This window comes from Denitrobaculum tricleocarpae (genome assembly GCF_007004665.1).
GTDB classification, from domain to species: Bacteria; Pseudomonadota; Alphaproteobacteria; order Kiloniellales; family Kiloniellaceae; genus Denitrobaculum; species Denitrobaculum tricleocarpae.
Genome location: NZ_ML660064.1, coordinates 95,612 through 117,438, shown reverse-complemented (window position 1 = coordinate 117,438; position 21,827 = coordinate 95,612). Strand labels below are relative to the sequence as shown.

Genomic DNA, 21,827 nt, shown 5'->3' with positions numbered 1-21,827 from the left:
AGAATGTCAGTTGAAGGAAACCCTGGCCGCCGCTTGTTGGATGAAGACCGCCTCTTTTCGAGCGATCCCTCCCAACGAAGCGTGGCGCGCAGGCTATACGCTGAGATTAGGGATTTGCCGATCGTCAGTCCCCACGGCCATACCGACCCGCGCTGGTTCGCGGACAATGAAGCCTTCGAGAATCCGGCGAAGCTTTTCGTCACGCCGGATCATTACGTTTTCAGGATGCTCTACAGCCAGGGCATCCCGCTTGAGAGCCTTGGCGTGGCACGGCGCGATGGCGGTCCGGTGGAGAGCGATCCGCGCAAAGTCTGGCGGTTGCTGGCCGAGAACTATGGCCTTTTCCGGGGGACGCCATCGCGTCTCTGGCTGGATCATGCCCTGTCGGAAGTCTTCGGCGTTCAGGAGCGCCTGAGTGCTGCGAATGCAGACGCGGTTTATGATCAGGTGCAGGCTTGTCTCGACAAACCGGAATATCGCCCCCGGGCGCTCTTTGACCGCTTCAAGATCGAGGTCATCGCCACGACCGAATCGCCGCTGGACCCCCTCGAATCCCATGCCAGGGTGCGCGACAGCGATTGGGACGGCCGGGTGATCACGGCCTATCGCCCCGACCCGGTGGTCGATCCGGAATACGAGGACTTCACCGCGAACCTGGAGCAGCTCGCGGAAATGACGGGCGAGACGACCTCTGGCTGGAAGGGCTACCTGGCGGCCCTCCAGCAGCGGCGTGGCTTTTTTGCGGAAATGGGCGCCACCTCGACCGATCATGGACATCCGAGCGCCGCCACGGCGGATCTGGATCCGGCAGCCTGCCAGTCCCTGCTGGACCGGGCCTTGTCAGGCGCGATCACTGCGGAGGATGCCGAGCTCTTCAGAGCGCAGATGCTGACTGAAATGGCGCGCATGAGCCTTGAGGACGGGCTGGTCATGCAGATCCATCCGGGCTCCTTCCGGAGCCACAATCAAAAACTCATGGCGGGTTTTGGCCGTGATATGGGCGCTGATATTCCCACCCGGACTGACTATGTCCGCGCGCTACGGCCTCTGTTGTCGCGCTTCGGTAACGAACCGGGCCTCGACGTTATTCTCTTTACCCTGGACGAAACCAGCTACAGCCGGGAGCTCGCACCGCTCGCAGGGCACTATCCCATTCTAAAGCTGGGGCCCGCCTGGTGGTTCTACGACAGCCCCGAGGGCATGTTGCGCTATCGCCGTTCCGTCACCGAGACGGCTGGCTTCTACAACACGGTGGGCTTCAACGACGATACCCGCGCCTTCCTCTCGATCCCGGCCCGGCACGATGTCGCGCGGCGGATCGATTGCGCCTATCTCGCCGAACTGGTGTGCGACCACCGGCTCGACGAAGACGAGGCTTTGGAAGTCGCGGTCGATCTCACCTATAACCTTGTGAAGAAGGCGTACCGCCTGTAATGCCGCGTTTATCTTCAGGCACAGCCGCACAATTGCCCGCCTCGGTGCGTCAGCCGGGATACGACCGCAGGGCCTGCGGCGTGGGGATCGTCCATCTGGGGATCGGCGCCTTTCACCGCGCGCATCAGGCGGTTTACACCGACGACGTCCTGTCAGAAACAGGCGGAGACTGGGCGATCTGTGGTGTCAGCCTGCGCCAGCGCAGCGTGCAGGCGCAACTGGATCCGCAGGACGGTCTCTATTGCGTTGTCGAGCGGGATGGGTCGGGAGATGCCCGCCGCATCATCGGCGCGGTGACCGAAACTCTCTTCGCCCCGGATGATCCTGTTGCCCTGGTGGCGCGGATGGCGGATCCCGGCACCCGGATCGTTTCCCTGACGGTCACCGAAAAGGGTTATTGCCACGATCCCGCCAGCGGTCGTCTGAAGCTCGATGACCCCGGGATCGCGCGAGATCTGAGAGATCCGGCCAAACCCTCTACGGCCATCGGTTTCCTCGTCGCGGCACTGGCGGCGCGCCGGCGCGCCGGGCATTCACCCTTTACGGTCATGAGCTGCGATAACCTTCCGCACAACGGCAAGATGCTGGCGGGTCTGGTAGAGGCCTATGCCCACCAGCTCGATCCGTCTTTGGCGGGTTGGATTGGCCGGGAGGGGGCTTTCCCCAGCACCATGGTCGATCGGATCGTGCCCGCGACCACCGACGAGGACCGCGCCGCGATCGAAACGCAGCTTGGACTGCAGGATGAGGGGGTCGTTGTTTGTGAACCTTTCCGCCAGTGGGTGATCGAAGACCGCTTCACCCAGGGCCGCCCGGCCTGGGAAGACGCTGGCGCGCAACTGGTCGAGGACGTCGCGCCCTTTGAAGATATGAAGCTCCGCCTGCTCAACGGCAGCCACTCCATGCTGGCCTATCTCGGGTACCTCGCGGGCTACGAGACGGTCGCGGAGACCATGGCAAACGCGGATTTCGAAAAGCTCGTGCGCCGCTACATGCAGGAAGAGGCAGAGCCGACGCTTGCCTTGCCAACCGGCGTGGACACTGACGGCTATCAGGAGCAATTGATTCAACGCTTCAAAAATCCGGCGCTCAAACACAGGACCTGGCAGATTGCCATGGACGGTTCGCAGAAACTGCCCCAGCGCCTCTTGTCGGTGATTCGGAAGCAGATGGAATGCGGAGGCTCGTTCGAGTTGGCGTCTCTCGCCGTGGCTGCCTGGATGCGCTACGCAAGTGGCCGGGACGAAACGGGGCAGGGCATCGACGTCCGCGATCCCTTGGCCGAACGTCTCGCCGCGCTTGCCGCCGATGTGGATGGTAATGCCGATGGCGAGCCCGAGGCGCTGGTTGCCTCTTATCTCACGGTGAAGGAGGTCTTTGGCGAGGATCTGCCGAGATCCGAAGCCTTCCGGGAGGCGCTTGGCGGTGCCCTGACGCGGCTCTATGCGGAAGGCGCCCGAAAAACAGTTTCGAAAACCGCGGCGTCCTGATCAAATCCGCGCTGCGGTGGTGACAAAAGGCCAAGCCTCGGCTATCCCAGTATCGAAGAAGAAAAATTCAACGCAGGGAGCGCCGCCGCAATGAGCCGTTACGCGAGCAAGAGTCAGACCGTCCGCAAGCCAGCCGTGGTCAGCAAAAGCGGCATCGTCGCCGCACAGAACCGGCTCGCCGCCGAGCAGGGCGCGGAAGCAATGGTGCGCGGCGGCAACGCGATCGATGCGGCGGTGACGACGGCATTTGCGCTTGCGGCCACGGAACCCTGGATGAGCGGCCTGGGCGGCGGCGGCTCCATGCTGATTTATCTGGCCAAGGAAGACCAGGTGAAGGTGATCGACTTCGGCATGGTCTCGCCATCGAACCTCGATCCCGCCGATTATCCGCTCAGCGGCGGTGTCGCCTCCGACCTCTTTCCCTGGCCTGCGGTGGTCGAGGACCGGAACCTGCTGGGGGCGAAATCCATCGCCGTTCCCGGCGCCGTCGATGGTCTGGGCAAGGCCCTGGAAGCCTACGGTACCATCGCGTGGCATGAAGCGATTCAGCCTGCCATTGATCTCGCGGAAGCCGGCCTCTCGGTCGATTGGTTCAGCGCGCTTGTGATTGCCTCTTCGGCAAAAGACCTCAGCCGCTTTCCCTCTTCGGCCTCCGTCTATCTGGATGATGGTTTTCCGCCCTCGCCGACATGGCACGCAGTGGGGCGCTCGCCGACCCGCGAACTCACGGGACTGACCAACACACTCAAGCATCTGGCGGAATACGGGCCGCGCGAATTCTACGAAGGCGCACTGGCCAAGGTCATCGCCAAGGATGTTCAGGAGGCCGGTGGATACCTCTCTGAGGCCGATCTTGCGGCTTATGAAGCGCGTGAACTGGAACCTCTGGTGCAGGATTACCGGGGAGCAAAGATTTACGTGCAGCCGGAGCTCAACGGCGGCCCGACGATGCTGAAGGCCTTTGACGAAATCTCCGGGCAAGACCTTGCCGGCGATCGTCCCGGCGCGGCCACTTACAAAGCCTACGCCGAGAGCCTGCTGAAGGTCTACGAGGAGCGGCTTGCCACCTTGGGTGACGCCGATGAAGCGCGCGGCGAATCCTGCACCACTCATCTCTCGGCGGTCGATTCCGAGGGCAACATGGTGACGCTCACCACGACCCTGCTGTCGATTTTCGGCTCCAAGCTGGTCCTGCCGACCAGCGGCATTCTGATGAACAACGGCATCATGTGGTTCGATCCGCGTCCCGGTCATCCCAACTCGCTGGCACCTGCAAAACGCTGTCTCGCGAACTACAGCCCGACCATTATGAAGGACGATTGGGGCAGGGTGGCGCTGGGGGCCTCCGGCGGGCGCAAGATCTTCCCGGCCGTCTTCCACATCCTCTCCTACATCAAGGACTTCGGCATGAGCCTGGACGAGGCCATGCATCACGCCCGCATCGATGTCAGCGGGACCGAACGCGTGGTGATGGATGCCGCGCTTCCACTCGCTGTGAGGGGTGATCTGGTGTCGCGCTTCAATACGGCGGAAACGCCGCGCGATGTTTTCCCGCTGGCCTTTGCCTGTCCCTCAGCCGTTTTGCGCAAAGGCAACGAGAATCAGGGTGCGTCAGAGGTCATGCATCCCTGGAGCGACGCTGTGTCCGCGGAGAGCCGCGCGCATACGGTCCCGACGATCAGGGAGTAGTGCAGCCATGACCTCTCTGACCCTTGTGGAAACACCGGCTCTGGTTTTGGACCGCGGCGTGCTCGAGCGGAACTGCGACCGGATGGCCCGGCGCATGACGGACGCCGGAGTGCGTTTGCGTCCTCATCTTAAAACTGCGAAATCGGCGCGCGTTGCGGAGGTTGCGACCCGTGGCCACTTCGGCGGGATCACCGTGTCCACCCTGGCGGAGGCACGCTATTTCCTGGAGCAGGGAATTTCGGACCTGACCTACGCCGTCGGCCTTGCCGCCGGCAAACTTGATGTCGTGGCGAGGCTTCAGGCTGAGGGCGCGCGGATGAAGCTGCTAACCGACAGCCTGGACACGCTCGTGGCGGCTGAGGGCAAAGCGGACGAATTGGATGCGGACTTCAGCTTTTTGATAGAGGTTGATACCGGCGGTTTGCGGGGCGGCGTGCCGCCTGAGTCGGGGGTGCTGCTGGAGCTGGGACGCTATCTGCATGAAAGTCCTCGCCTCGCGCTGGCAGGCGTTTTAACCCACGCCGGACATTCCTACCACTGCCATAGCCCGGCGGAGATCGAGCAAGTGGCGGAGGACGAGCGGGCCGGTGCTGTACGCGCCGCGCAGCGCCTGCGGGATGCCGGATTGCCCTGCGAGATCGTCTCGGCGGGTTCGACCCCGACCGCGATCCGCGCAAAGTCCCTGGAGGGCGTGACCGAGATGCGGCCCGGCGTCTACACCTTCTTCGATCTGGATCAGATGGCGCTGGGGGTCTGCGCCATAGAAGACATCGCCCTGAGTGTCGTGGCAACGGTGATCGGCCATAACCATGCGGCGGGGCGGATCCTGATCGACGCCGGCGGCCTGGCGCTGTCCAAGGATTTGAGTGCGGCAGAGTTCCTCGAGGATGCGGGCTATGGTCTGGTCTGCCCGCTCGACGCGACACGTCCGCTTGAGGGCGTTTATGTCGACTCGGTTCATCAGGAGCATGGCCTGATCGCGGCAAAGGACGGCCCACCCCCGTATGATAAACTGCCGGTCGGCACCCGGGTGCGGATTCTGCCCAATCATGCCTGTATGACAGCCGCCGCTTATAACAGCTATCATGTCGTGGAGGATGGTCTTGAGGTTGTCGACACTTGGGATCGCATCAACGGCTGGTATTAGACGCTGAACGAAGCGGTAGAGCGAAAAACAACGAAAAAACTGGCACCGCCGAGGCAGAGAGGGAGATGGAAATGTCGCAGGAAAACGCAAGTATCTACGAGCGTGGTCTGGGTCAGAACGCAGCCAACTACGAACCGCTTTCGCCCCTGTCCTTTATAAAGCGCACCGCCTCGGTCTATCCGAACCGCCTCGCGGTCATTCATGGCGAAATCAGGCGCAGTTGGGCGGAGACCTACATCCGGTGCCTGCGCCTCGCCTCGGCCTTGCGCAAGCGCGGTATCGGCGTCGGGGATACAGTCTCGATCATGGCGCCGAACGTTCCGGAGATTATGGAGGCCCATTTCGGTGTCCCAATGGCGGGGGCGGTTCTCAATGCTCTGAACACACGCCTGGACGCGGAGCTGATTGCCTTCACCCTCAGGCATGCCGAGACCAAGGTCCTGATCACCGACCGGGAGTATTCGGGTGTGATGACCGAGGCCCTGAAACTGCTCGACGAGAAACCTCTGGTCATCGACATTGACGACCCTTTGGCTGAGAGCGGCAGCCTGATAGGGGAAAAAGACTATGAAGCCCTCTTGGCCGAGGGGGATCCGGCGGACCCCTGGTCACCGCCAAGCGACGAATGGGCGGCGATCTCCCTGAACTACACTTCCGGTACGACAGGCGATCCGAAGGGCGTGGTCTATCATCACCGGGGCGCCTATTTGAATGCCATGGGAAATGTGCTGACCTGGTCCCTGGAGCAGCACCCGGTCTATCTTTGGACACTGCCGATGTTTCACTGCAACGGCTGGTGTTTTCCCTGGACCATCACGGCAATGGCCGGCACCCACGTCTGTCTGCGCCGTGTCGAAGCCAAGGCGATCTACGACGCGATTGCAGACAACGGCGTGACGCATCTCTGTGGGGCACCAATCGTGATGGGACTGCTGATTTCGGCTCCTGAGGAGGACCGGCGTCCCTTACCGGGTAAGGTGAAGATGATGACGGCAGCTTCCGCACCGCCGGCCGCGGTATTGGCGCGGATGCAGAAGCAGGGGTTCGAAATCACCCACGTTTACGGCCTGACTGAAGTCTATGGTCCGGTCACCGTCTGTGCCTGGCATGAAGAGTGGGACGACCTGGAAATGGAGGAGCAGGCCCGGCTGAAGTCGCGCCAGGGCGTGACCTATCCGGTCCTCGAGGGTCTTATGGTGGCCGATGCCGACAGTTTGGAGCCGGTTCCCTGGGATGGGGAGACCATGGGCGAGGTCTTTATGCGCGGCAACGTGGTCATGAAGGGCTATCTGAAGAACCCCCAATCGACGGACGCGGCTTTCAGGGGCGGCTGGTTTCATACCGGCGATCTGGGGGTTATGCATGCCGATGGCTATATCGAACTCAAAGACCGCTCCAAGGATATCATAATCTCCGGTGGCGAGAACATCTCGACCATCGAGGTCGAAGGCGTGCTCTACAAACATCCGGCGGTGTCGGAGGCGGCGGTGGTCGCCAGGCCGGACGAGAAATGGGGGGAAACGCCCTGCGCTTTCGTAGCGTTACAGTCAGGTGCCGAGGCGACTGAAGCCGAGATCATCAAGTTTTGCCGCGATAACCTCGCCCACTACAAGTGTCCCAAGACCGTGGTCTTCACGGATCTGCCCAAAACCTCGACCGGGAAGATCCAGAAATACGTTTTGCGGGAGCAGGCAAGGGCGCTCGGTCAAGCCTGAGGTGAGGGGGTCAATCGTCAAACTTGCGGCTGCGGAGCTTTTTGATGGAGCCGCGTTTGGTCTTGGAATCCATCCGCCGCTGTTTCGATGCGCGCGTTGGCCGGGTCGGGCGCCGGTAGGCCGGGCGCTCGCAGGCTTCTCTGAGCAGCTCGACCAGACGCGCAACGGCGTCTTCCCGATTTCTTTCCTGGGTCCGGAAGCGCGCGGCGGTCAAAACCAGAACGCCGTCTTTGGACAAACGTTTGCCGGCCAGCTGCTGTGCGCGTTCGCGCACATAGGCGGGCAGAGACGGCGAATGGCGGAGGTCGAAGCGCAACTGAACCGCGGTTGAGACCTTGTTGACATTCTGACCGCCCGGGCCCGAAGCGCGGACGAAGGTTTCCTCGACCTCGGAAGGATCGAGGTGAATCCGCTCGGTGATCTCAATCATGGTCACAGCTTAGAACAGGATTTCCTCTGACGAAAGTTCTTGCCCGTCAGAGCTTTTGCGCGATCAGCCGTCCGCAGTTTGAGATGTGCGCGTCTATGACGCGCTCGGCGCGTGCGACATCTCTGATCCGCGCGGCATGGAGCAGTTCAAGGTGTTCCGATTGTTCGGTCCCGATTTCGTTCAAGACGGCACGCTTAAAGCAAAGATAGCGCTCGGATGCGCGGATCCTCTCTTCTACAGCTCTGATAAGTGCCTCATCCGCGGCAGCGTAGAGAGCAAGGTGGAAGGCGACATGGGCATTTGACCGGTCTTCGACGATGGCATTCTGCAGGGCGCGATAGGCTGCCTCGGCAGCAAGCACCTGGTCCTTGGTGAGCTTTGGAAAGGATTGCCGTGCGGCCTCGACTTCAAGCTCCGCACGGGATTCAAAGAGCTGGATGGCCTCCTTCGCCCTCAGGGGGGAAACCACGGCACTCTGCCTGCTGACTGAGTCGATCCAATTGTCGCGTTTCAGCAGAGCAAAAACCTCATGAACGACGGTGGCTTTCACTTCATAGCTTTCCGCGACTTCGTCGACCAGGATCACTTCATCCGGCGGCAGCGTTCCCATAATGATGGCGTGACGCAAAGTTTCCGAAAGCCAGAGGGCTGTGGAGGACGTCTGTCGTGTCGGCGGGCGGCGCATGCCCCAATCATGTGACGTGGTTAAGATATAATCAACCCGGAATTGTTATGAGTAATCATACGATTCAAACGATTTAGTGTGTTGTCGTAAATTGTTTGTATTCACTATCACTAAGTAATCTGCATGTCATTGGCTTCATTTCTACTGTTTGAGCGGCAGTGACGAGTCCTGTTTGAGTGTGCAGGATGTTTACTTGTTTCAGAAAGTCTTAAAATGCATCTCTATCAATCAATTATGGCTATAGTCGTTTAAACAGTCTCGCGATTCTTGCGCCATAGCTTGATGAGCCGCGCATAGTTGTCCGACATTGCCGACATCGTATCGTCATCGCTCGCTTCGCCCGAAAACCAGGCTTCGGCTGGCACACCAAAAATGCTTCTGCCCACGGCGAAGCCTTTACAGACTTCATTCTTTGCGGCTGCGGCGAACGCAGCTTCTAACTCGGTCTCGGGGGCATCCAGGCCCAGGAGCAAGACGCCGCGGCAGTAAGGATCGTTTTGCGCGATGACGCGCGCGATGTTTTCCCAACCTTCCTGGGCGCTGGGTGGTTGCAGCTTCCACCAGTCGGGAAAGATCCCGATGTCATAAAACCGCTGCATGGCACGCGCGACGGTTTTGGTGTCCACGTCACTCCCGTTCGGGGGGATGACCTCCAGCAGGAGTTCGAGGCGGGCTTTGCGGGTGGCTTCGAAAAGCATTTGCAGTTTGCTTTCCTGATCCGACCGGAGGTTCTCCGGATCATCAGGGTGATAGAAAACCAGGCACTTTACGCAGTGCTCCACGGGCCACTCCCTGAGGGTGGCTGCGACGTTACCGCCACCTTCGAAGCGGAGCGGCCGAGACCCCGGCAGTTCAATCGGACGGCTGATCCAAAGGCCCTTGCCGCTTGCGGCATCCAACGCGTCCTGGCCAAGGCGCCCGTCGCAGAGGATACCGCCGCCTTCGTTACGCAGGACGCCCGCGTTCTCGGCGGCTTTCCATGCCAGCAATTTGAAGCGGTTGATCGCGCTCTCATCCTTGCCGTGGCGCTCGGCAATCGCTTCCAACTGAATACGGTGGTCAAATGCAAAGGCACAGATCTCCGGCCAGTCCTTCGCCCTATTGCTGGCCCAGTGCAGCTGCTCGAGACGAGCGTCGTCGCGCAGCCGAAAGTGCGGGCTGCCTTTTTCCAGAAAATCGGAGAGTTCGTCCCAACTGGGACAGGCCGGCGAGCAGCCATGCCGGGACACGGCAAAAGCGCCGCAGGCATTCGCGTACGCGCAACAGGTTTCATAAGCTTCGTCGCGCAGCCAGCCGCGCAGGAAACCCGCCATGAAGGCATCGCCTGCGCCCAGCACATTGAAGACCTCGATCGGAAAGCCCGGACCTTTGATGCCGTCTTCGATGTCCTGCGGGATGGCACCGGGGAAGACGACGCAGCCCATGGGGCCGCGCTTGACCACCAGAACGGCGTCGGTCAGCGTCCGCAGGTGCCTCAGAGCGGTCAGCGTGTCCGTATTGCCGCCCGCGATATGGATCTCTTCTTCCGTGCCGACGATCAGATCGCAGTCCGGCACAATGGATTGCAGGTGTTCGCTGACCGTGTCGCTGGCCACGAACCGCTGCTCGCCGAGGCCGCGCGCGGTCAGGCCCCAGAGGACGGGGCGATAGTCGATGTCCAGCGCGACCTTGGTTCCGGCTTCGCGCGCGTAGCGCATGGCGGTGCGGCTGGCATTGTCGACCTGGGGCGTGGAAAAGTGCGTGCCGCTGACCAGCAGGCATTTGGAGTCGGCGATGAAGGCCGGATCGAAGTCGGCAGGATCGATGGCCATGTCCGCGCAGTTCTCGCGGTAGAATATCAACGGAAAGGTTTCACGGTCCCGGATGCCCAGGATGACCAGCGCGGTGAGACGCTCCTTGTCGGTTTTCAAATGACTCGTATCGACCCCCTCGGCATCAAGGGTCTCGCGGATGAAACGGCCCATATGCTCATCGCCCACACGCGCCAGCATGGCCGGCCGCAAGCCGAGGCGGGCAGCGCCGATTGAGGTGTTGCAAGGACTGCCGCCGACGTACTTGGCGAAGCTCGCCATATCCTCGAGGCGGCCGCCGATCTGTTCGCCATAGAGGTCGACCCCCGCGCGGCCCATTCCGATGACATCGAAGCGGCGCTCCGTCATGCTCTTATGCTCCCACTTGGCTTTAACTCCCAGCGTTTGCGCTGGCCCGGATAATAGGGTTATGAAACAAAAATTCTATTTGACTATCAAGTTGAGAATAGAAATTTTGATAGAGCGAATGACGCAGTCCGGTTTTTCTCCGACAGGGATGAGCGGAGAGGGTAAAATGCTGCATCAGGTCCCTGTCACAAGGAAACTTCAAAGTGCTCGAGTTTTGCCAGTTTGGCGCCGGTCGGATCGGCGCAATTCATGCCGATAACATCGCCCTTCATAGCGGGGCGACGCTGCGTTATGTCGTGGACGTCAACGAGGCGGCGGCGCGGGCCATGGCGGATAAATATGGCGCGCAAGTCGTCTCGACGGAGACGGCCCTGGCCGACCGGGCTGTTGGCGCCGCGATCATCGCCAGTTCGACCGACACCCATGCGGATCTGATCGAAGCTGCGGCACGGGCTGGGAAGGCGATCTTTTGCGAGAAGCCGATCGATCTGAGCCTGACGCGGGTCGAGAGCTGCCTGGAGGTCGCGAAGGAGGCGGGTGTCCCTCTCGCGCTGGCGTTCAATCGGCGTTTCGATCCAAGTTTCGCCACGCTGCAGCGGCGGCTTGCGGAAGGGGAAGTCGGCGAAGTCGAAATGGTCTGCATCACCAGCCGGGATCCTGCACCCCCGCCAATCGACTATATCAAGGTGTCAGGCGGCTTGTTCCGGGACATGATGATCCACGACCTCGACATGGCGCGCTGGCTTCTGGGCGAGGAGCCTGTCGAGGTCGCCGCCACAGCCAGTTGCCTGGTTGATCCAGCCATTGCCGAAGCCGGTGATGTGGATACTGCCCTGGTGACTTTGCGGACAGCGAGTGGACGCCTATGCCAGATCAGCAACAGTCGCCGGGCGGCCTACGGCTATGATCAACGCATCGAGGTGCTGGGCAGCAAAGGTATGCTGCGCGCCGAAAACCACCGGCCGACGACGGTGGAAGCCGCGACCGGGGACGGTGTCTCCCGAGATAAGCCTCTCTATTTCTTCCTGGAACGCTATGCAGCCGCCTATAAAGCCGAACTCGATGCCTTCATCGATGCGGTCTCCTCCAGCACCGAGCCAAGTCCGGGAGGATACGACGGTCACGCGGCTTTGCGTCTGGCGGATGCGGCCCTTCAGTCCTTCAAGGAAAAACGCACCGTTACCCTGGTTTGGTGAGGCGTCTTAGGCAAAGAGACGGTCAAAGTCTGTGGTCTTCTCCAGGCGGTAACCCAGGCAGACGACGAGCGACAGAGACAGGCACATGCAGGCCGAGAGCGAGCGGAAAGATTCGACCTGTGCTTCCTCAACTTCGAAGCAGACATCCGATAACGCTGCAAGCGGACTGAGGGGGCCGTCCGTGATGGCGATGACCTTGCTTCCCTGTTCACGGGCCTGGGTCGTAATCGCAAGCGTATCAGGGGCATAGCTCTGAAAGCTGATGGCAAGAAGCAGATCGTTGGACGAAAGGCTTCGCGCTTGTTCGAAAGCCATCCCGCCCACTGAATCGATCAACGAGACCCGGCATCCCAGGTGGCTGAGCATGTAGTTGAGGTAAGCTGCGACCGGAAAGGCCCGGCGCTGCCCCATGATGTAAGTCTGTCGGCTTTCGGCCAGATGTTCGATGGCCCGCTCCAGCAATTCCGGCTTGGTCTCTTCGCGCAGGTGATGGAGTGCGTGGGATGCGGCCTCGGTGAAGCGGTCGAGGACGGTGATGGCTGTCAGCGGCGCGTCGCTTTGCTCTTTTAGAGCTTTGATGCGTTCCCGGTAGCTTGGTTGCCGCTCTGTCAGGCGCTCGCGAAACACCCGTTGCATGGAACTGAAGCCATCGAAACCAAAGGTCTTGGCAAAGCGAATCAGGCTGGAAGGCTGGACTGCAGCGCGTGCGGCAATTTCCGAGACGGTTTCCAGCGCCATATCGTTGGGATTGGCCAGGGCGAAAGCCGCGATCTGACTGAGGCGCTTGCTCAAGCCATCGTGTCTTGTCGAGATGATCCTGCGCAGGTCTTCGTAGCTTGAAGGCGGTGTTGTCTGGGACATGATCTTCCGGCAGAGGAAATGGAATGATTTTTCCAATTTAATGGAATGTGTCGTCAAACGCCAGAATCGAGAACCGATTCCTCAAGGTGAAGAAGATAAAATTTTATTTAAAATCAATTGGATAAAAACGCGATCTTAAAGTTTTAACGGCAGTATTCCGCCCTCAAGAGGGCTAAGCTCTCTGATGGAGCGAAACGGGATCGCAGGAAGCGGCCGGTTGATATGCGTTTGATTTCGATAGCACTTCTATGGAGCGCGCTTCAGGTGACGCCGGCCCAGGCGGTATCCTACACGGAGGATTACTGGCGCGGCGCCGATATTCTGACCAAGCGCTTTATCTGTGCCAGCTATGGCGAAACGCCCGAATGGTGTGACGAACTCCCTGGAAAAGTCGAGGTGCCCAAGTCCATTGCCGGCGTCTTGGCGGCACGGCAGCAGGCGGCTCAAGAGCGCGAAGCCGCGGCAAAGGCGGCGGCCGACATCATTGCGGCCCGCACCGCGCTGGCAAAGCGCGTAAAATCGGGCCGGGCGTCATCGAAAGACGTCGAAATGCTCGTGGAGCAGGCCAAAGCGGGCGAACAGGAGGCCATGGAGCTGATTGCCTGGATGTACGCGCAGGGCCTCAGTCCCGAGCGGAAGGACGAGGATGAGCTGAGCGAGCTGGCCTATATCTGGTACGGTAAGGCCTATCTGGCGGGCGCCAAGGAGGTCAAAGTGAACATGGATCAGCTCTGGCCGACCTTGAGCGAAACCCAGCAGAACCGAATCGTGGCGTTTTTTGACAAGAAGACTTAAGTGGGCTCGCGGCGCCTACATTTATCAGGTCTTTAGGATGAAGTCTCGTCACCGAGTATGAGCTTTTTCAAAGACCCGGCAAGCCCGTCCGCGGCTGCCATCACCAGCGCACCTTTGACCAAGCCATCGCCCTCAAGAGTCTCATTCGCCCAGCCACCGGCTTCTCTGATGAGCAAAACGCCTGCACTGGAATCCCATGAGTTCATATGGGGTTCAAAGAAGGCATTGAGCCGGCCACAGGCGACGTATGCCAAAGTGAGGGCCCCGGATCCGTTGCGGTAAAACATTCCCCCCTGGCTCAGGAGTCTCTCCAGCACGCCCGTGATGGATTGCGGCGTGGCCCGGTGGGAAAAGCTGAACCCGGTCATGCCGCCGGTAAAGTCTTGCGCCTTCGCGACGGCTATGGCCTGACCGTTCAAGAATGAACCCTGGCCATGAGAGGCCGAGAAAAGCTCGTCGCTGTTGGGATCGTAGATGACTCCGATCTCGATCCTTTTGTTGCGGACGAAGGCGATCGAGACGCACCAGGTTGGAATACCGACGACAAAACAGGCGGTTCCGTCGATCGGATCCACGACCCAGGTTCCGTTTGAAGACTCCAATCCGGAGGGCTCGGTCTCCTCGCCGAAAAAGCCGTCATCGGGAAAGGCGGCCGCCAGCTGCTCACGGATGAGCACTTCGGTCTCCACGTCCGCCTGACTGAACATGTCTTGGACGCCCTTGCCCTCGATATTGAGCCTGCTGCGGTCGGCGAAGTAGGAGAGGGCGTGTTTTCCGGCTTGCCGTGCAACCTCGCAGGCCACTTCAAGCCGTCGTTCGTTGGAATTGCGTGTCATTGAAAGAAACTTTGAATCCGTGACCAGGGTGACGGGTCTACGCTCGGTGTGAACAGGGGCGGGTACAAGAAAATAGAGATTACAGTTTTATGACAATTTTATTGCAATGTGTATGGAAACGATATTCCATTCCTATGACTTCGTGGAAAACGAATTCCGCAAATCCGGTACCGGCGCCTTAGACAGGAGCAAAGGTTCCCTGAAGGGGTGCATCATAATAAACGGCGATAGAGATTTCAAATAACGGTTTGAAAATAAAAAGTAATATCGCCAACAGGGAGGAATGAATCATGAATGAAACAACACGCAGCTCGCAGTGGCTTTTCGGCGCGGCGGCTGCTGCAGTCGTCGCCCTTTCAGGCTTCGCAACATCGACGGCCTTCGCAGCCGACAAGCTCACCTACTATTGCTCTGCCCAGGAAGACTGGTGCCAGCTGATGGTGCAGGCTTTCGAGAAGGAAACCGGTATCAAGGTCGCCATGAGCCGTAAGAGCTCGGGGGAGACCTTCGCCCAGATCAAGGCTGAAGCCCGCAATCCCAAGGGTGACATCTGGTGGGGCGGGACCGGCGACCCTCATCTGCAGGCGGCGGAGGAGGGACTGACCGAGGCCTATGTTTCGCCCATGCGCGGTGAACTCCATGATTGGGCGCTCAGTCAGGCCGCCTCGGCCAACGACAAGACCATCGGGATCTATGCCGGCGGTCTGGGATACGGCTACAACACGGAACTGCTGAAGGAGAAAGGCCTGCCGGTGCCGGCGAGCTGGATGGATCTGACGGATCCTGTCTACAAGGGTGAAGTTCAGATGGCGAACCCGAATTCCTCCGGCACGGCCTATACGACGCTGGCGACCATCGTTCAGCTCTTCGGGGAGGAAAAGGGCTTCGAGTTCATGAAGGCCCTGCATAAGAACATCAACCAGTACACCAAATCCGGATCGGCACCGATCAAGGCTGCGGCCCGTGGCGAAACCACCATCGGCATTGTCTTTATGCATGACGCGGTGAAACAGGCGGTCAGCGGCTTTCCGATCAATGTCGTGGCCCCCTCGGAGGGTACCGGTTACGAGATCGGATCCATGAGCATTATCAAGGGCGCCCGCAATCCCGAAAGCGCTCAGAAGTTCTACGACTGGGCGCTCACGTCGGCTGTTCAGTCGCGGTCCCTGGAGGTCAAGGCCTACCAGGTCATGTCGAACAAGGCCGCCGACTCTTCGCCAAGCGCGCCGAAACTCGATGAGATCAAGCTGATTGATTACGACTTTAAAAAGTACGGATCTTCGGCGGAGCGCAAGCGTCTGCTGAAGAAGTGGGACGACGAAGTAAAGTCTCTGCCGCGTTGAGCTGCGAGGGGCTGATCGGCCGGATCTGGCCCGGTCGGCCCCGATCAGCCCCTGGCGACGCCCAATTCAGACAGCTTTGAGAGACCGTCTCCTTGATGAACAGAACCGTTGCTCTATGGCTGGCCGTGGGCTGGCTCGGTTACGCGCTCCTGCCGTGGTACGCCATAGAGGACGGCTTCTGGATTTTCGAATGGCTTTTTGACGGCTACCCCGCTGACCGGGACTATGCGCCCGGTATTCTTCAGGTCTTTTTGGACGATAAGATCTGGCTGGCCCCGATCAGCTTCTTTCTGCTCTTGCCTCTGGGGCTGATCGGCCGGGCCAAGAACGATCCGCTTTTCGCAAGTATTCTCCTGATCTCTGGGCTCGGCGGACTTGCTTATGTCGGCCTCCAGGGTTTTTCCATCGGGATCGACGGCTGGGAGTTCGCGGGCCTCGAGCAGCTTTTCGGCCCTTTGGAGCGGCGCCAGTTCGGCCTCGGCTACGGGGCGCTGCTGACTTCGGCGGGGTTCCTGTTTTTTCTGACCCAGGGAATTGCGGCCCGCGGTGCGATCAACGGCGATGTGTTCGTGGTCGGCTCCATCGGGCTGGTCATCGCACTCGTCGGTATTTTCATTCTCTTCCCGGTCATTCAGATCCTCCTCAGTGCTTTAAAGGATGACGCGGGCCTCTATGCGCCTTCGGTGTTCCTGACGAAGTTTTTCGATAAGAAGATCTGGGGTCTGGGCTGTCTGAGCGGCAACGTCTCCTGCGGTGCGGCCTGGAATTCCCTGTTTCTGGCAGTGACGGTGGGAGCTGGCACGACGATCCTGGGGCTCGCCTTTGCCCTCGTCGTCACACGGACGCGCTTTCGCGCCAAGAAGCTGCTGCGGGCGCTCACAGTTCTGCCGATCATCACGCCCCCCTTCGTCATCGGCCTGGCCATCATTCTGCTGTTCGGCCGCTCGGGCAGCGTGACCCAGTTCGCGAGCGATCTTCTGGGCATTCCCGCGGGGCGCTGGATCTATGGTCTTCCGGGCATATGGTTCGCGCAGATGCTGGCCTTCACGCCCATCGCCTTTCTGGTGCTGATTGGTGTTGTCGAGGGTGTGAGTCCCTCTATGGAAGAGGCCGCGCAGACCCTGCGTGCCGACCGCTGGACGACCTTTACCACTATCTCGCTTCCCTTGATGCGGCCGGGGCTCGCCAACGCTTTTCTGTTGGGTTTTATCGAGAGCATGGCCGATTTCGGTAATCCGCTGGTTCTGGGCGGGAACTATGATGTGCTCTCGACCGAGATTTTTTTCGCCATTGTCGGGGCACAGAACGATCAGGGCCGTGCGGCCGTTCTGGCGCTTATCTTGTTGGGCTTCACGCTCTCTGCCTTCTATGCTCAGCGCCGCTGGCTCGGGAAGAAGTCCTATACGACCGTGACCGGCAAAGGTGATTCGGGCACGCATCCTTACCTGCCCAAACGTCTGACCTGGCTTGTCTACGGAACCGCGGTTCCCTGGGCCGTCCTGACCATCATTATCTATGTCATGATCGTCTTCGGCGGGTTTGTAGAAACCTGGGGCAGGGACCACAGCCTGACGCTGCGCCATTACATCGCGGCATTCTCTGTCTCATCAGGAGAGGGCGGCATGCTCTGGACCGGATCGGCCTGGAATTCCTTCTTCACCACCATGATCATCGCGGGCGTGTCGGCGCCACTGACCGCCGGCATTGGTCTGGTCACCGCATATCTGCTGGTTCGGCAGAGGTTTGCGGGCAAGGATAGTTTTGAGTTCGGCACTATGTTGAGCTTCGCCATTCCCGGCACGGTCATCGGTGTCAGCTACGTTCTGGCCTTCAATGTTCCTCCGATCGAGTTGACCGGCACGGGTGTCATTCTGGTGATCTGTTTCATCTTCCGGAACATGCCGGTCGGGGTCCGGGCAGGCATCGCCTCCATGAGCCAGCTGGACAAGAGCCTCGACGAAGCCTCTCTGACCCTGGGCGCGACCAGTTTCACCACTGTGCGGAAAGTCATTTTGCCCTTGCTGCGTCCCGCCATCGTCGCGGCTTTGGTGTACAGTTTCGTGCGCGCCATTACGGCCATCTCTGCGGTGATTTTCCTGGTCAGCGCGAACTACGATATGGCGACCTCCTACATTATCGGCCGGGTTGAGAACAATGATTACGGCCTCGCGATTGCCTATTCGTCGGTTCTGATCCTGGTCATGCTTGTGGCGATTTCCATGGTGCAGTTCGCAGTTGGAGAACGGCGCATCAAACGGCGAAACCAAGATAGCGGTGTTGCATCACCAATTGCGGAGAGTAAGGCGGCATGACAATCGCGAGTAAAGCAGCATCGGTCAGCTTTGACGCGGTCACCAAGGCCTTCGGTCCGGTGGTGGCCGTGGATCAGGTTTCCTTCCGCGTGGAAGCAGGCTCTCTGGTGACTCTGCTGGGGCCGAGCGGATGCGGCAAGACAACGACGCTGCGTATGATTGCCGGTCTGGAAATGGCGACTCATGGCCGGATTCTGATCGGCGATGAAGAGGTGACATCGCTTCCCGCGACGGATCGCGATGTCAGTATGGTCTTCCAGTCCTATGCGCTTTTCCCGCACATGACTGTGCTCGAGAATGTCTCCTATGGTCTTCGCGTTAGTGGCCTGGCGAAACAGGAGGTCGGCGAGCGCGCGCACGACGGCCTGGAACTGGTGGGGCTGAAGGGCTACGGCGACCGGCTGCCGAGTGAGCTTTCAGGCGGCCAGCAACAGCGCGTTGCGGTGGCGCGGGCACTGGTACTGGAGCCGCAGGTTCTTTTGTTCGATGAACCCCTGTCGAATCTCGATGCCAAGCTTCGGCGTAGGGTCCGGGAAGAAATTCGGGAGATTCAGCAAAAGCTCGGCCTGACGTCGGTCTATGTGACCCATGATCAAGAGGAGGCGTTGGCGGTCTCGGACCGGATCATCGTGATGAACCAGGCCCGTATCGCACAGGAAGGCTCGCCCCGTGAACTCTATGACGAACCGGCCGATCTCTTCGTGGCTGACTTCATCGGCGATGCCAATCTGCTCGACGCGGAAATCCTCTCGCTCGAGGGCACGGAAGCGCTGGTCGCGCTTGGGGATATCCGGCTCAGGCTGCCCGCCAGAGGTTTAGAGACTGGCTCGGTCCGAATCGCCATTCGTCCTCAGGCGATTACGCTGCAAACTGAAGTGCAGGGCGAGAGCCCGAGAGGCGTTGTGCGCAAAGCGACCTATCTGGGCAGTCATATCGAATACAGCGTCGAAACGCCGATCGGTGAGCTCTTCGTGATCTCTGGTGACGTCGCCCGGCCCATTGCAAAAGACAGCGATGTCTCGGTCGGTCTGTCTCAACAGGGGGTGACCCTGGTTGGGAGCTGAGGGGCGGGGTCATAGAATCGGCGTATTTTTCGGAGAATTCGGCCAATAGATTGGACAATCCCCTCCTGATTGTGAAAGATCGCACCGCGCTGGCTGGAAACAGGCGGCGGCCCATCATAAAAGACCGGGAAGCGATCATTTTGCAATATCCTCAGTTACCGCCACTTTTGAGTTTGAAGCGCCTCGCGCCCGGCGAAGATCCCTTTGAAACAGCGGTCGCCGCGGCCGGTTCCGGTGAGGGTGAGGCCGGCGATTTTCACTGGTCTCAACGTTTGGACCGGGTCGAATTGGCCATCGTGCTGGAGCCTGAGTCGCCGGTTGCCGAATCCCTGACTATGCTGCCTCTGGCCATGGTGGCTTTCGGCGATGCTCTGGGCGCCATCGGACCGCCTGTGCTCGCGGTTCACTTTCGCTGGCCGGACGCGGTCGATGTGAATGGAGGCTTCGTGGGTGGTTTCCGCGTGGCTATGGCCGAAGTCGAGGACGACGATCAGGTTCCCGCCTGGCTGGTGATCGGCTTCAGCATTGCGGTCCAGATGGATCTCACGGACGACGCGCCGGGGCGCAAAGTCAACGAGACGACACTCTACGACGAGGGCTGTGGCGATATCACGGCCGATCAGCTTACCGAGAGTTTTGCCCGTCACTTTCTGACCTGGGTCCACCGCTGGCAGGAGGAGGGGTTTGAGCCCGTCCGGCTGGCGTGGCTGGCGCGCCTGAAACAGAGCGAGGAGCCCAAAAAAGAGATCGACTCCCAGGGGGGACTCTGTCGCGAGGGGAGTAAGACAAGACCGCTGTCGGACGCGTTGGCCGGGCCAAGCTGGGTGTCCCGATAGCATGACCGAGAAGCCCTTGCGCTTTCCGCGCAGCATACGCCTCGACGAATCGGACGTTTCGGTCTTTGAGTCCGCCGCGGCGCCCGGAGAATGGGCTGTATCAGGGGCATTTGCCTTCTCGCAACTGACTCCGGAGGATCTGCAGGGGAAAACGCGTCAGGCCTTTGCCCATGGCTTTCTCGGCCTGGAGTCCTTTGGCCGTTCGACGCTTGTGACCGTGACGGACATCGACCGGGAGAGTTATGAGGGCATTATAGATCTCTTGGCCCGGCATTTTGTCGAGCACTACGGCGCACCGGATATGGCCGCGGCTCGGCCCGCTGCCGAGGAAGAGGCTGCCTTTGCCGCGAGCCTGTGCGATCATCCCATTAACACCTTGCTGGCGGTGTCGCGCGAACTCGAAGACCGGGGTATCGTCGAGTCTTTCCGGGTCATTACCCCGGAAGGTCCGAAGTCGCACGCGAAGATTTGGGAAATCGTCGAACAGGAGAGCGATCCCGACGATGACGCCCTCCAGAACGAGAGTTGATATGGAACAGAACGAACAAGCGGGTGGTGCGGAGTTGCCGCCGTCGTTGGATGCTGAATTCTGGCTGACGAGCGGCTATCATTTACTGCGGCGCGGCGAAGACGGGCGGCTCTATGTCACCAATGAATACCTTCGCGCGTTCTTCCAGCGCCCGGAGATGGCCATCGTCGAGGAATCCTGTAAGTCGGAGCAGGCATTGCACGCGCAGCTTCTGGAGGATCCCCGGCAAAAGGTGACCGCAGCACGGCTCGCGGAGCTTCAGGACCCGGATGCGCGCGATAACTATCAGATCGTCCTGGACTTTCGCGACGTCCTGATCGCCGAAAAGACGTTGGAGGCAGCCTATCTTAAAATCCTGCGCAATGCCGTCACGGTCCCGCCGCTTTTCATCGATCAGATGGTCCATGCCATCCTGCGGACTATTCTCGAAGGCCGGAACGACGCCTTCCGTGCGCGGGCGGCGGAACTGCTGTTTCGGAGCCAAAAAGTCAGCATCCAGGACAGCGGCATCATGTTGGCGGATGAGGAAATCGTCGAGATGTATACCCGCGACGGCGGCTTCGGATCTCTGGGCAAACTGCTTGCCGACAATGCCACACCCATGCGCTCCGTCGAGTTGGATGTGCTCAGTGCCGAGAACGCCGAGATCTACTGGCCGAGAAGCGACAGCTTCGACACGGTGATCGATGTGAGCTTTACCCGGCCGGGGCTCGATGCGCTTTGCCGCGTGCTCGAAGCCTGGGTTTTCCATTTCCTGTCCGTCGAGGTGACGATCTATCCGGTTCAGCAGATCAGCGACCCCAAATGGTCCTGGCATATCGGCCTGGATGCGGAAGCCAATCAGATCCTGAACGATCTCTATAACGGCGAGGAGATCGAGGAGTCGCGGAACGCACGCCTGCTCAGTCTCTTCCGGCTCGAATTCAAGGATGCCGGCGACATGCGGCCCGACCTGGAGGGCAAACCGGTTTATCTGGGCATGGCCATGACGGCTGACGAACTCTTGAAGCTGAAGCCACAGAACCTCTTGATGAACCTGCCCATTGCCCGGGCGGTATAAGGTGCATCGCTGGCGGCTGTTTCACTCCGGCGTTATGTAGATCAAAGCGTGCATGAAGTTCGGAACTTCACGTGAAAGGCGAGGTCTGCAGTTCAGTGCGTTGGAATTCTGAGGCCTGATCAAGTATAGTGGGAGGTCTGCGGTATGTGATCCCGCCTGCCGAAGAGACGCGGGAACCGCAGATTTTAAGATACTTCTCTCCGGCAGACTGACCGGCAGTCCCTGGAACAACTTTTTTTTTGTGTA

At 60.0% G+C, this 21,827-nt stretch carries 18 protein-coding genes; 13 read left to right on the top strand and 5 right to left on the bottom strand.

Annotation, left to right across the window (positions count from 1 at the left end; all coding sequences use genetic code 11):
- Positions 1–3: 3 nt before the first annotated feature.
- From uxaC to FKG95_RS26635, 5 genes are all read left to right on the top strand, one after another.
- Positions 4–1,434, top strand: a complete 1,431-nt coding sequence (gene uxaC, locus FKG95_RS26655; RefSeq protein ID WP_142899504.1) for a glucuronate isomerase — start codon at positions 4–6, stop codon at positions 1,432–1,434.
- The gene (locus FKG95_RS26650) at positions 1,434–2,924 is read left to right on the top strand and encodes a mannitol dehydrogenase family protein (RefSeq protein ID WP_142899503.1); all 1,491 of its coding nucleotides are present in this window, start codon (positions 1,434–1,436) and stop codon (positions 2,922–2,924) included. Before uxaC ends, FKG95_RS26650 begins: the two co-directional genes overlap by 1 nt.
- 90 nt (positions 2,925–3,014) lie before the next feature.
- A complete protein-coding gene (locus FKG95_RS26645; RefSeq protein WP_142899502.1) occupies positions 3,015–4,613 on the top strand; it encodes a gamma-glutamyltransferase in 1,599 nt (532 codons plus the stop codon).
- A 7-nt stretch (positions 4,614–4,620) separates the two neighbouring features.
- A complete protein-coding gene (locus FKG95_RS26640) occupies positions 4,621–5,760 on the top strand; it encodes an alanine racemase (protein ID WP_142899501.1) in 1,140 nt (379 codons plus the stop codon).
- A gap of 71 nt (positions 5,761–5,831) precedes the next feature.
- A complete protein-coding gene (locus FKG95_RS26635) occupies positions 5,832–7,475 on the top strand; it encodes an acyl-CoA synthetase (protein WP_142899500.1) in 1,644 nt (547 codons plus the stop codon).
- 10 nt (positions 7,476–7,485) lie between these two features.
- Here FKG95_RS26635 and arfB read toward each other — a convergent pair whose 3' ends face one another.
- From arfB to FKG95_RS26620, 3 genes are all read right to left on the bottom strand, one after another.
- A complete protein-coding gene (arfB, locus tag FKG95_RS26630) occupies positions 7,486–7,905 on the bottom strand; it encodes an alternative ribosome rescue aminoacyl-tRNA hydrolase ArfB (RefSeq protein WP_142899515.1) in 420 nt (139 codons plus the stop codon).
- Positions 7,906–7,951: 46 nt separating this feature from the next.
- Complete coding sequence (locus tag FKG95_RS26625; protein ID WP_142899499.1) at positions 7,952–8,590, bottom strand: GntR family transcriptional regulator; 639 nt, start codon at positions 8,588–8,590, stop codon at positions 7,952–7,954.
- 248 nt (positions 8,591–8,838) lie between these two features.
- On the bottom strand, positions 8,839–10,749 hold the full coding sequence (locus tag FKG95_RS26620) for a bifunctional 5-dehydro-2-deoxygluconokinase/5-dehydro-2-deoxyphosphogluconate aldolase (protein WP_142899498.1): 1,911 nt from the start codon (positions 10,747–10,749) through the stop codon (positions 8,839–8,841).
- Between the two features lie 203 nt (positions 10,750–10,952).
- On the opposite strand from FKG95_RS26620, the gene iolG reads away from it, so the two are divergent.
- Positions 10,953–11,945, top strand: a complete 993-nt coding sequence (gene iolG / locus FKG95_RS26615) for an inositol 2-dehydrogenase (RefSeq protein WP_142899497.1) — start codon at positions 10,953–10,955, stop codon at positions 11,943–11,945.
- Between the two features lie 6 nt (positions 11,946–11,951).
- Here the strand turns inward: iolG and FKG95_RS26610 are convergent, their stop codons facing one another.
- Positions 11,952–12,806 carry a MurR/RpiR family transcriptional regulator gene (locus FKG95_RS26610; RefSeq protein WP_142899496.1) on the bottom strand — a complete coding sequence of 285 codons (855 nt, stop codon included), beginning with the start codon at positions 12,804–12,806 and terminating at the stop codon, positions 11,952–11,954.
- A 222-nt stretch (positions 12,807–13,028) separates the two neighbouring features.
- Between FKG95_RS26610 and FKG95_RS26605 the strand changes: the two genes are divergently transcribed.
- Entirely contained in the window at positions 13,029–13,601 is a 573-nt protein-coding gene (locus FKG95_RS26605; RefSeq protein ID WP_142899495.1) for a hypothetical protein, read from the top strand.
- A 32-nt stretch (positions 13,602–13,633) separates the two neighbouring features.
- Here FKG95_RS26605 and FKG95_RS26600 read toward each other — a convergent pair whose 3' ends face one another.
- Positions 13,634–14,437: an inositol monophosphatase family protein gene (locus FKG95_RS26600; RefSeq protein WP_142899494.1), complete on the bottom strand. Its 804-nt coding sequence runs from the start codon at positions 14,435–14,437 to the stop codon at positions 13,634–13,636.
- A gap of 290 nt (positions 14,438–14,727) precedes the next feature.
- Between FKG95_RS26600 and FKG95_RS26595 the strand changes: the two genes are divergently transcribed.
- The 6 genes from FKG95_RS26595 (at position 14,728) to FKG95_RS26570 (ending at position 21,581) form a co-directional block, all read left to right on the top strand.
- Positions 14,728–15,780, top strand: a complete 1,053-nt coding sequence (locus FKG95_RS26595; protein ID WP_142899493.1) for an ABC transporter substrate-binding protein — start codon at positions 14,728–14,730, stop codon at positions 15,778–15,780.
- A 95-nt stretch (positions 15,781–15,875) separates the two neighbouring features.
- Positions 15,876–18,092 carry an ABC transporter permease gene (locus FKG95_RS26590; RefSeq protein WP_142899492.1) on the top strand — a complete coding sequence of 739 codons (2,217 nt, stop codon included), beginning with the start codon at positions 15,876–15,878 and terminating at the stop codon, positions 18,090–18,092.
- Positions 18,089–19,156, top strand: coding sequence for an ABC transporter ATP-binding protein (locus FKG95_RS26585; protein WP_142899491.1), 1,068 nt, complete (start codon positions 18,089–18,091; stop codon positions 19,154–19,156). Before FKG95_RS26590 ends, FKG95_RS26585 begins: the two co-directional genes overlap by 4 nt.
- A 167-nt stretch (positions 19,157–19,323) precedes the next feature.
- Positions 19,324–19,992 (top strand): biotin/lipoate--protein ligase family protein, encoded by a 669-nt coding sequence (locus tag FKG95_RS26580; protein ID WP_179954300.1) that lies wholly within the window; start codon positions 19,324–19,326, stop codon positions 19,990–19,992.
- Between the two features lies 1 nt (position 19,993).
- On the top strand, positions 19,994–20,521 hold the full coding sequence (locus tag FKG95_RS26575) for a DUF6505 family protein (protein ID WP_246116913.1): 528 nt from the start codon (positions 19,994–19,996) through the stop codon (positions 20,519–20,521).
- A gap of 1 nt (position 20,522) precedes the next feature.
- On the top strand, positions 20,523–21,581 hold the full coding sequence (locus FKG95_RS26570) for a DUF6352 family protein (RefSeq protein WP_142899489.1): 1,059 nt from the start codon (positions 20,523–20,525) through the stop codon (positions 21,579–21,581).
- The last annotated feature ends 246 nt before the right edge of the window (positions 21,582–21,827 follow it).

Excerpts from the sequence above, each read along its gene's own strand:
- FKG95_RS26645 (WP_142899502.1), top strand. The coding sequence starts at position 3,015 with ATGAGCCGTTACGCGAGCAAGAGTCAGACCGTCCGCAAGCCAGCCGTG.
- FKG95_RS26600 (WP_142899494.1), bottom strand. The coding sequence starts at position 14,437 with ATGACACGCAATTCCAACGAACGACGGCTTGAAGTGGCCTGCGAGGTT.
- FKG95_RS26570 (WP_142899489.1), top strand. The coding sequence starts at position 20,523 with ATGGAACAGAACGAACAAGCGGGTGGTGCGGAGTTGCCGCCGTCGTTG.
- FKG95_RS26620 (WP_142899498.1), bottom strand. The coding sequence starts at position 10,749 with ATGACGGAGCGCCGCTTCGATGTCATCGGAATGGGCCGCGCGGGGGTC.
- FKG95_RS26590 (WP_142899492.1), top strand. The coding sequence starts at position 15,876 with ATGAACAGAACCGTTGCTCTATGGCTGGCCGTGGGCTGGCTCGGTTAC.
- FKG95_RS26635 (WP_142899500.1), top strand. The coding sequence starts at position 5,832 with ATGTCGCAGGAAAACGCAAGTATCTACGAGCGTGGTCTGGGTCAGAAC.
- FKG95_RS26595 (WP_142899493.1), top strand. The coding sequence starts at position 14,728 with ATGAATGAAACAACACGCAGCTCGCAGTGGCTTTTCGGCGCGGCGGCT.
- FKG95_RS26650 (WP_142899503.1), top strand. The coding sequence starts at position 1,434 with ATGCCGCGTTTATCTTCAGGCACAGCCGCACAATTGCCCGCCTCGGTG.
- arfB (WP_142899515.1), bottom strand. The coding sequence starts at position 7,905 with ATGATTGAGATCACCGAGCGGATTCACCTCGATCCTTCCGAGGTCGAG.
- FKG95_RS26610 (WP_142899496.1), bottom strand. The coding sequence starts at position 12,806 with ATGTCCCAGACAACACCGCCTTCAAGCTACGAAGACCTGCGCAGGATC.
- FKG95_RS26585 (WP_142899491.1), top strand. The coding sequence starts at position 18,089 with ATGACAATCGCGAGTAAAGCAGCATCGGTCAGCTTTGACGCGGTCACC.
- uxaC (WP_142899504.1), top strand. The coding sequence starts at position 4 with ATGTCAGTTGAAGGAAACCCTGGCCGCCGCTTGTTGGATGAAGACCGC.
- FKG95_RS26640 (WP_142899501.1), top strand. The coding sequence starts at position 4,621 with ATGACCTCTCTGACCCTTGTGGAAACACCGGCTCTGGTTTTGGACCGC.
- FKG95_RS26625 (WP_142899499.1), bottom strand. The coding sequence starts at position 8,590 with ATGCGCCGCCCGCCGACACGACAGACGTCCTCCACAGCCCTCTGGCTT.
- FKG95_RS26605 (WP_142899495.1), top strand. The coding sequence starts at position 13,029 with ATGCGTTTGATTTCGATAGCACTTCTATGGAGCGCGCTTCAGGTGACG.
- FKG95_RS26575 (WP_246116913.1), top strand. The coding sequence starts at position 19,994 with ATGACCGAGAAGCCCTTGCGCTTTCCGCGCAGCATACGCCTCGACGAA.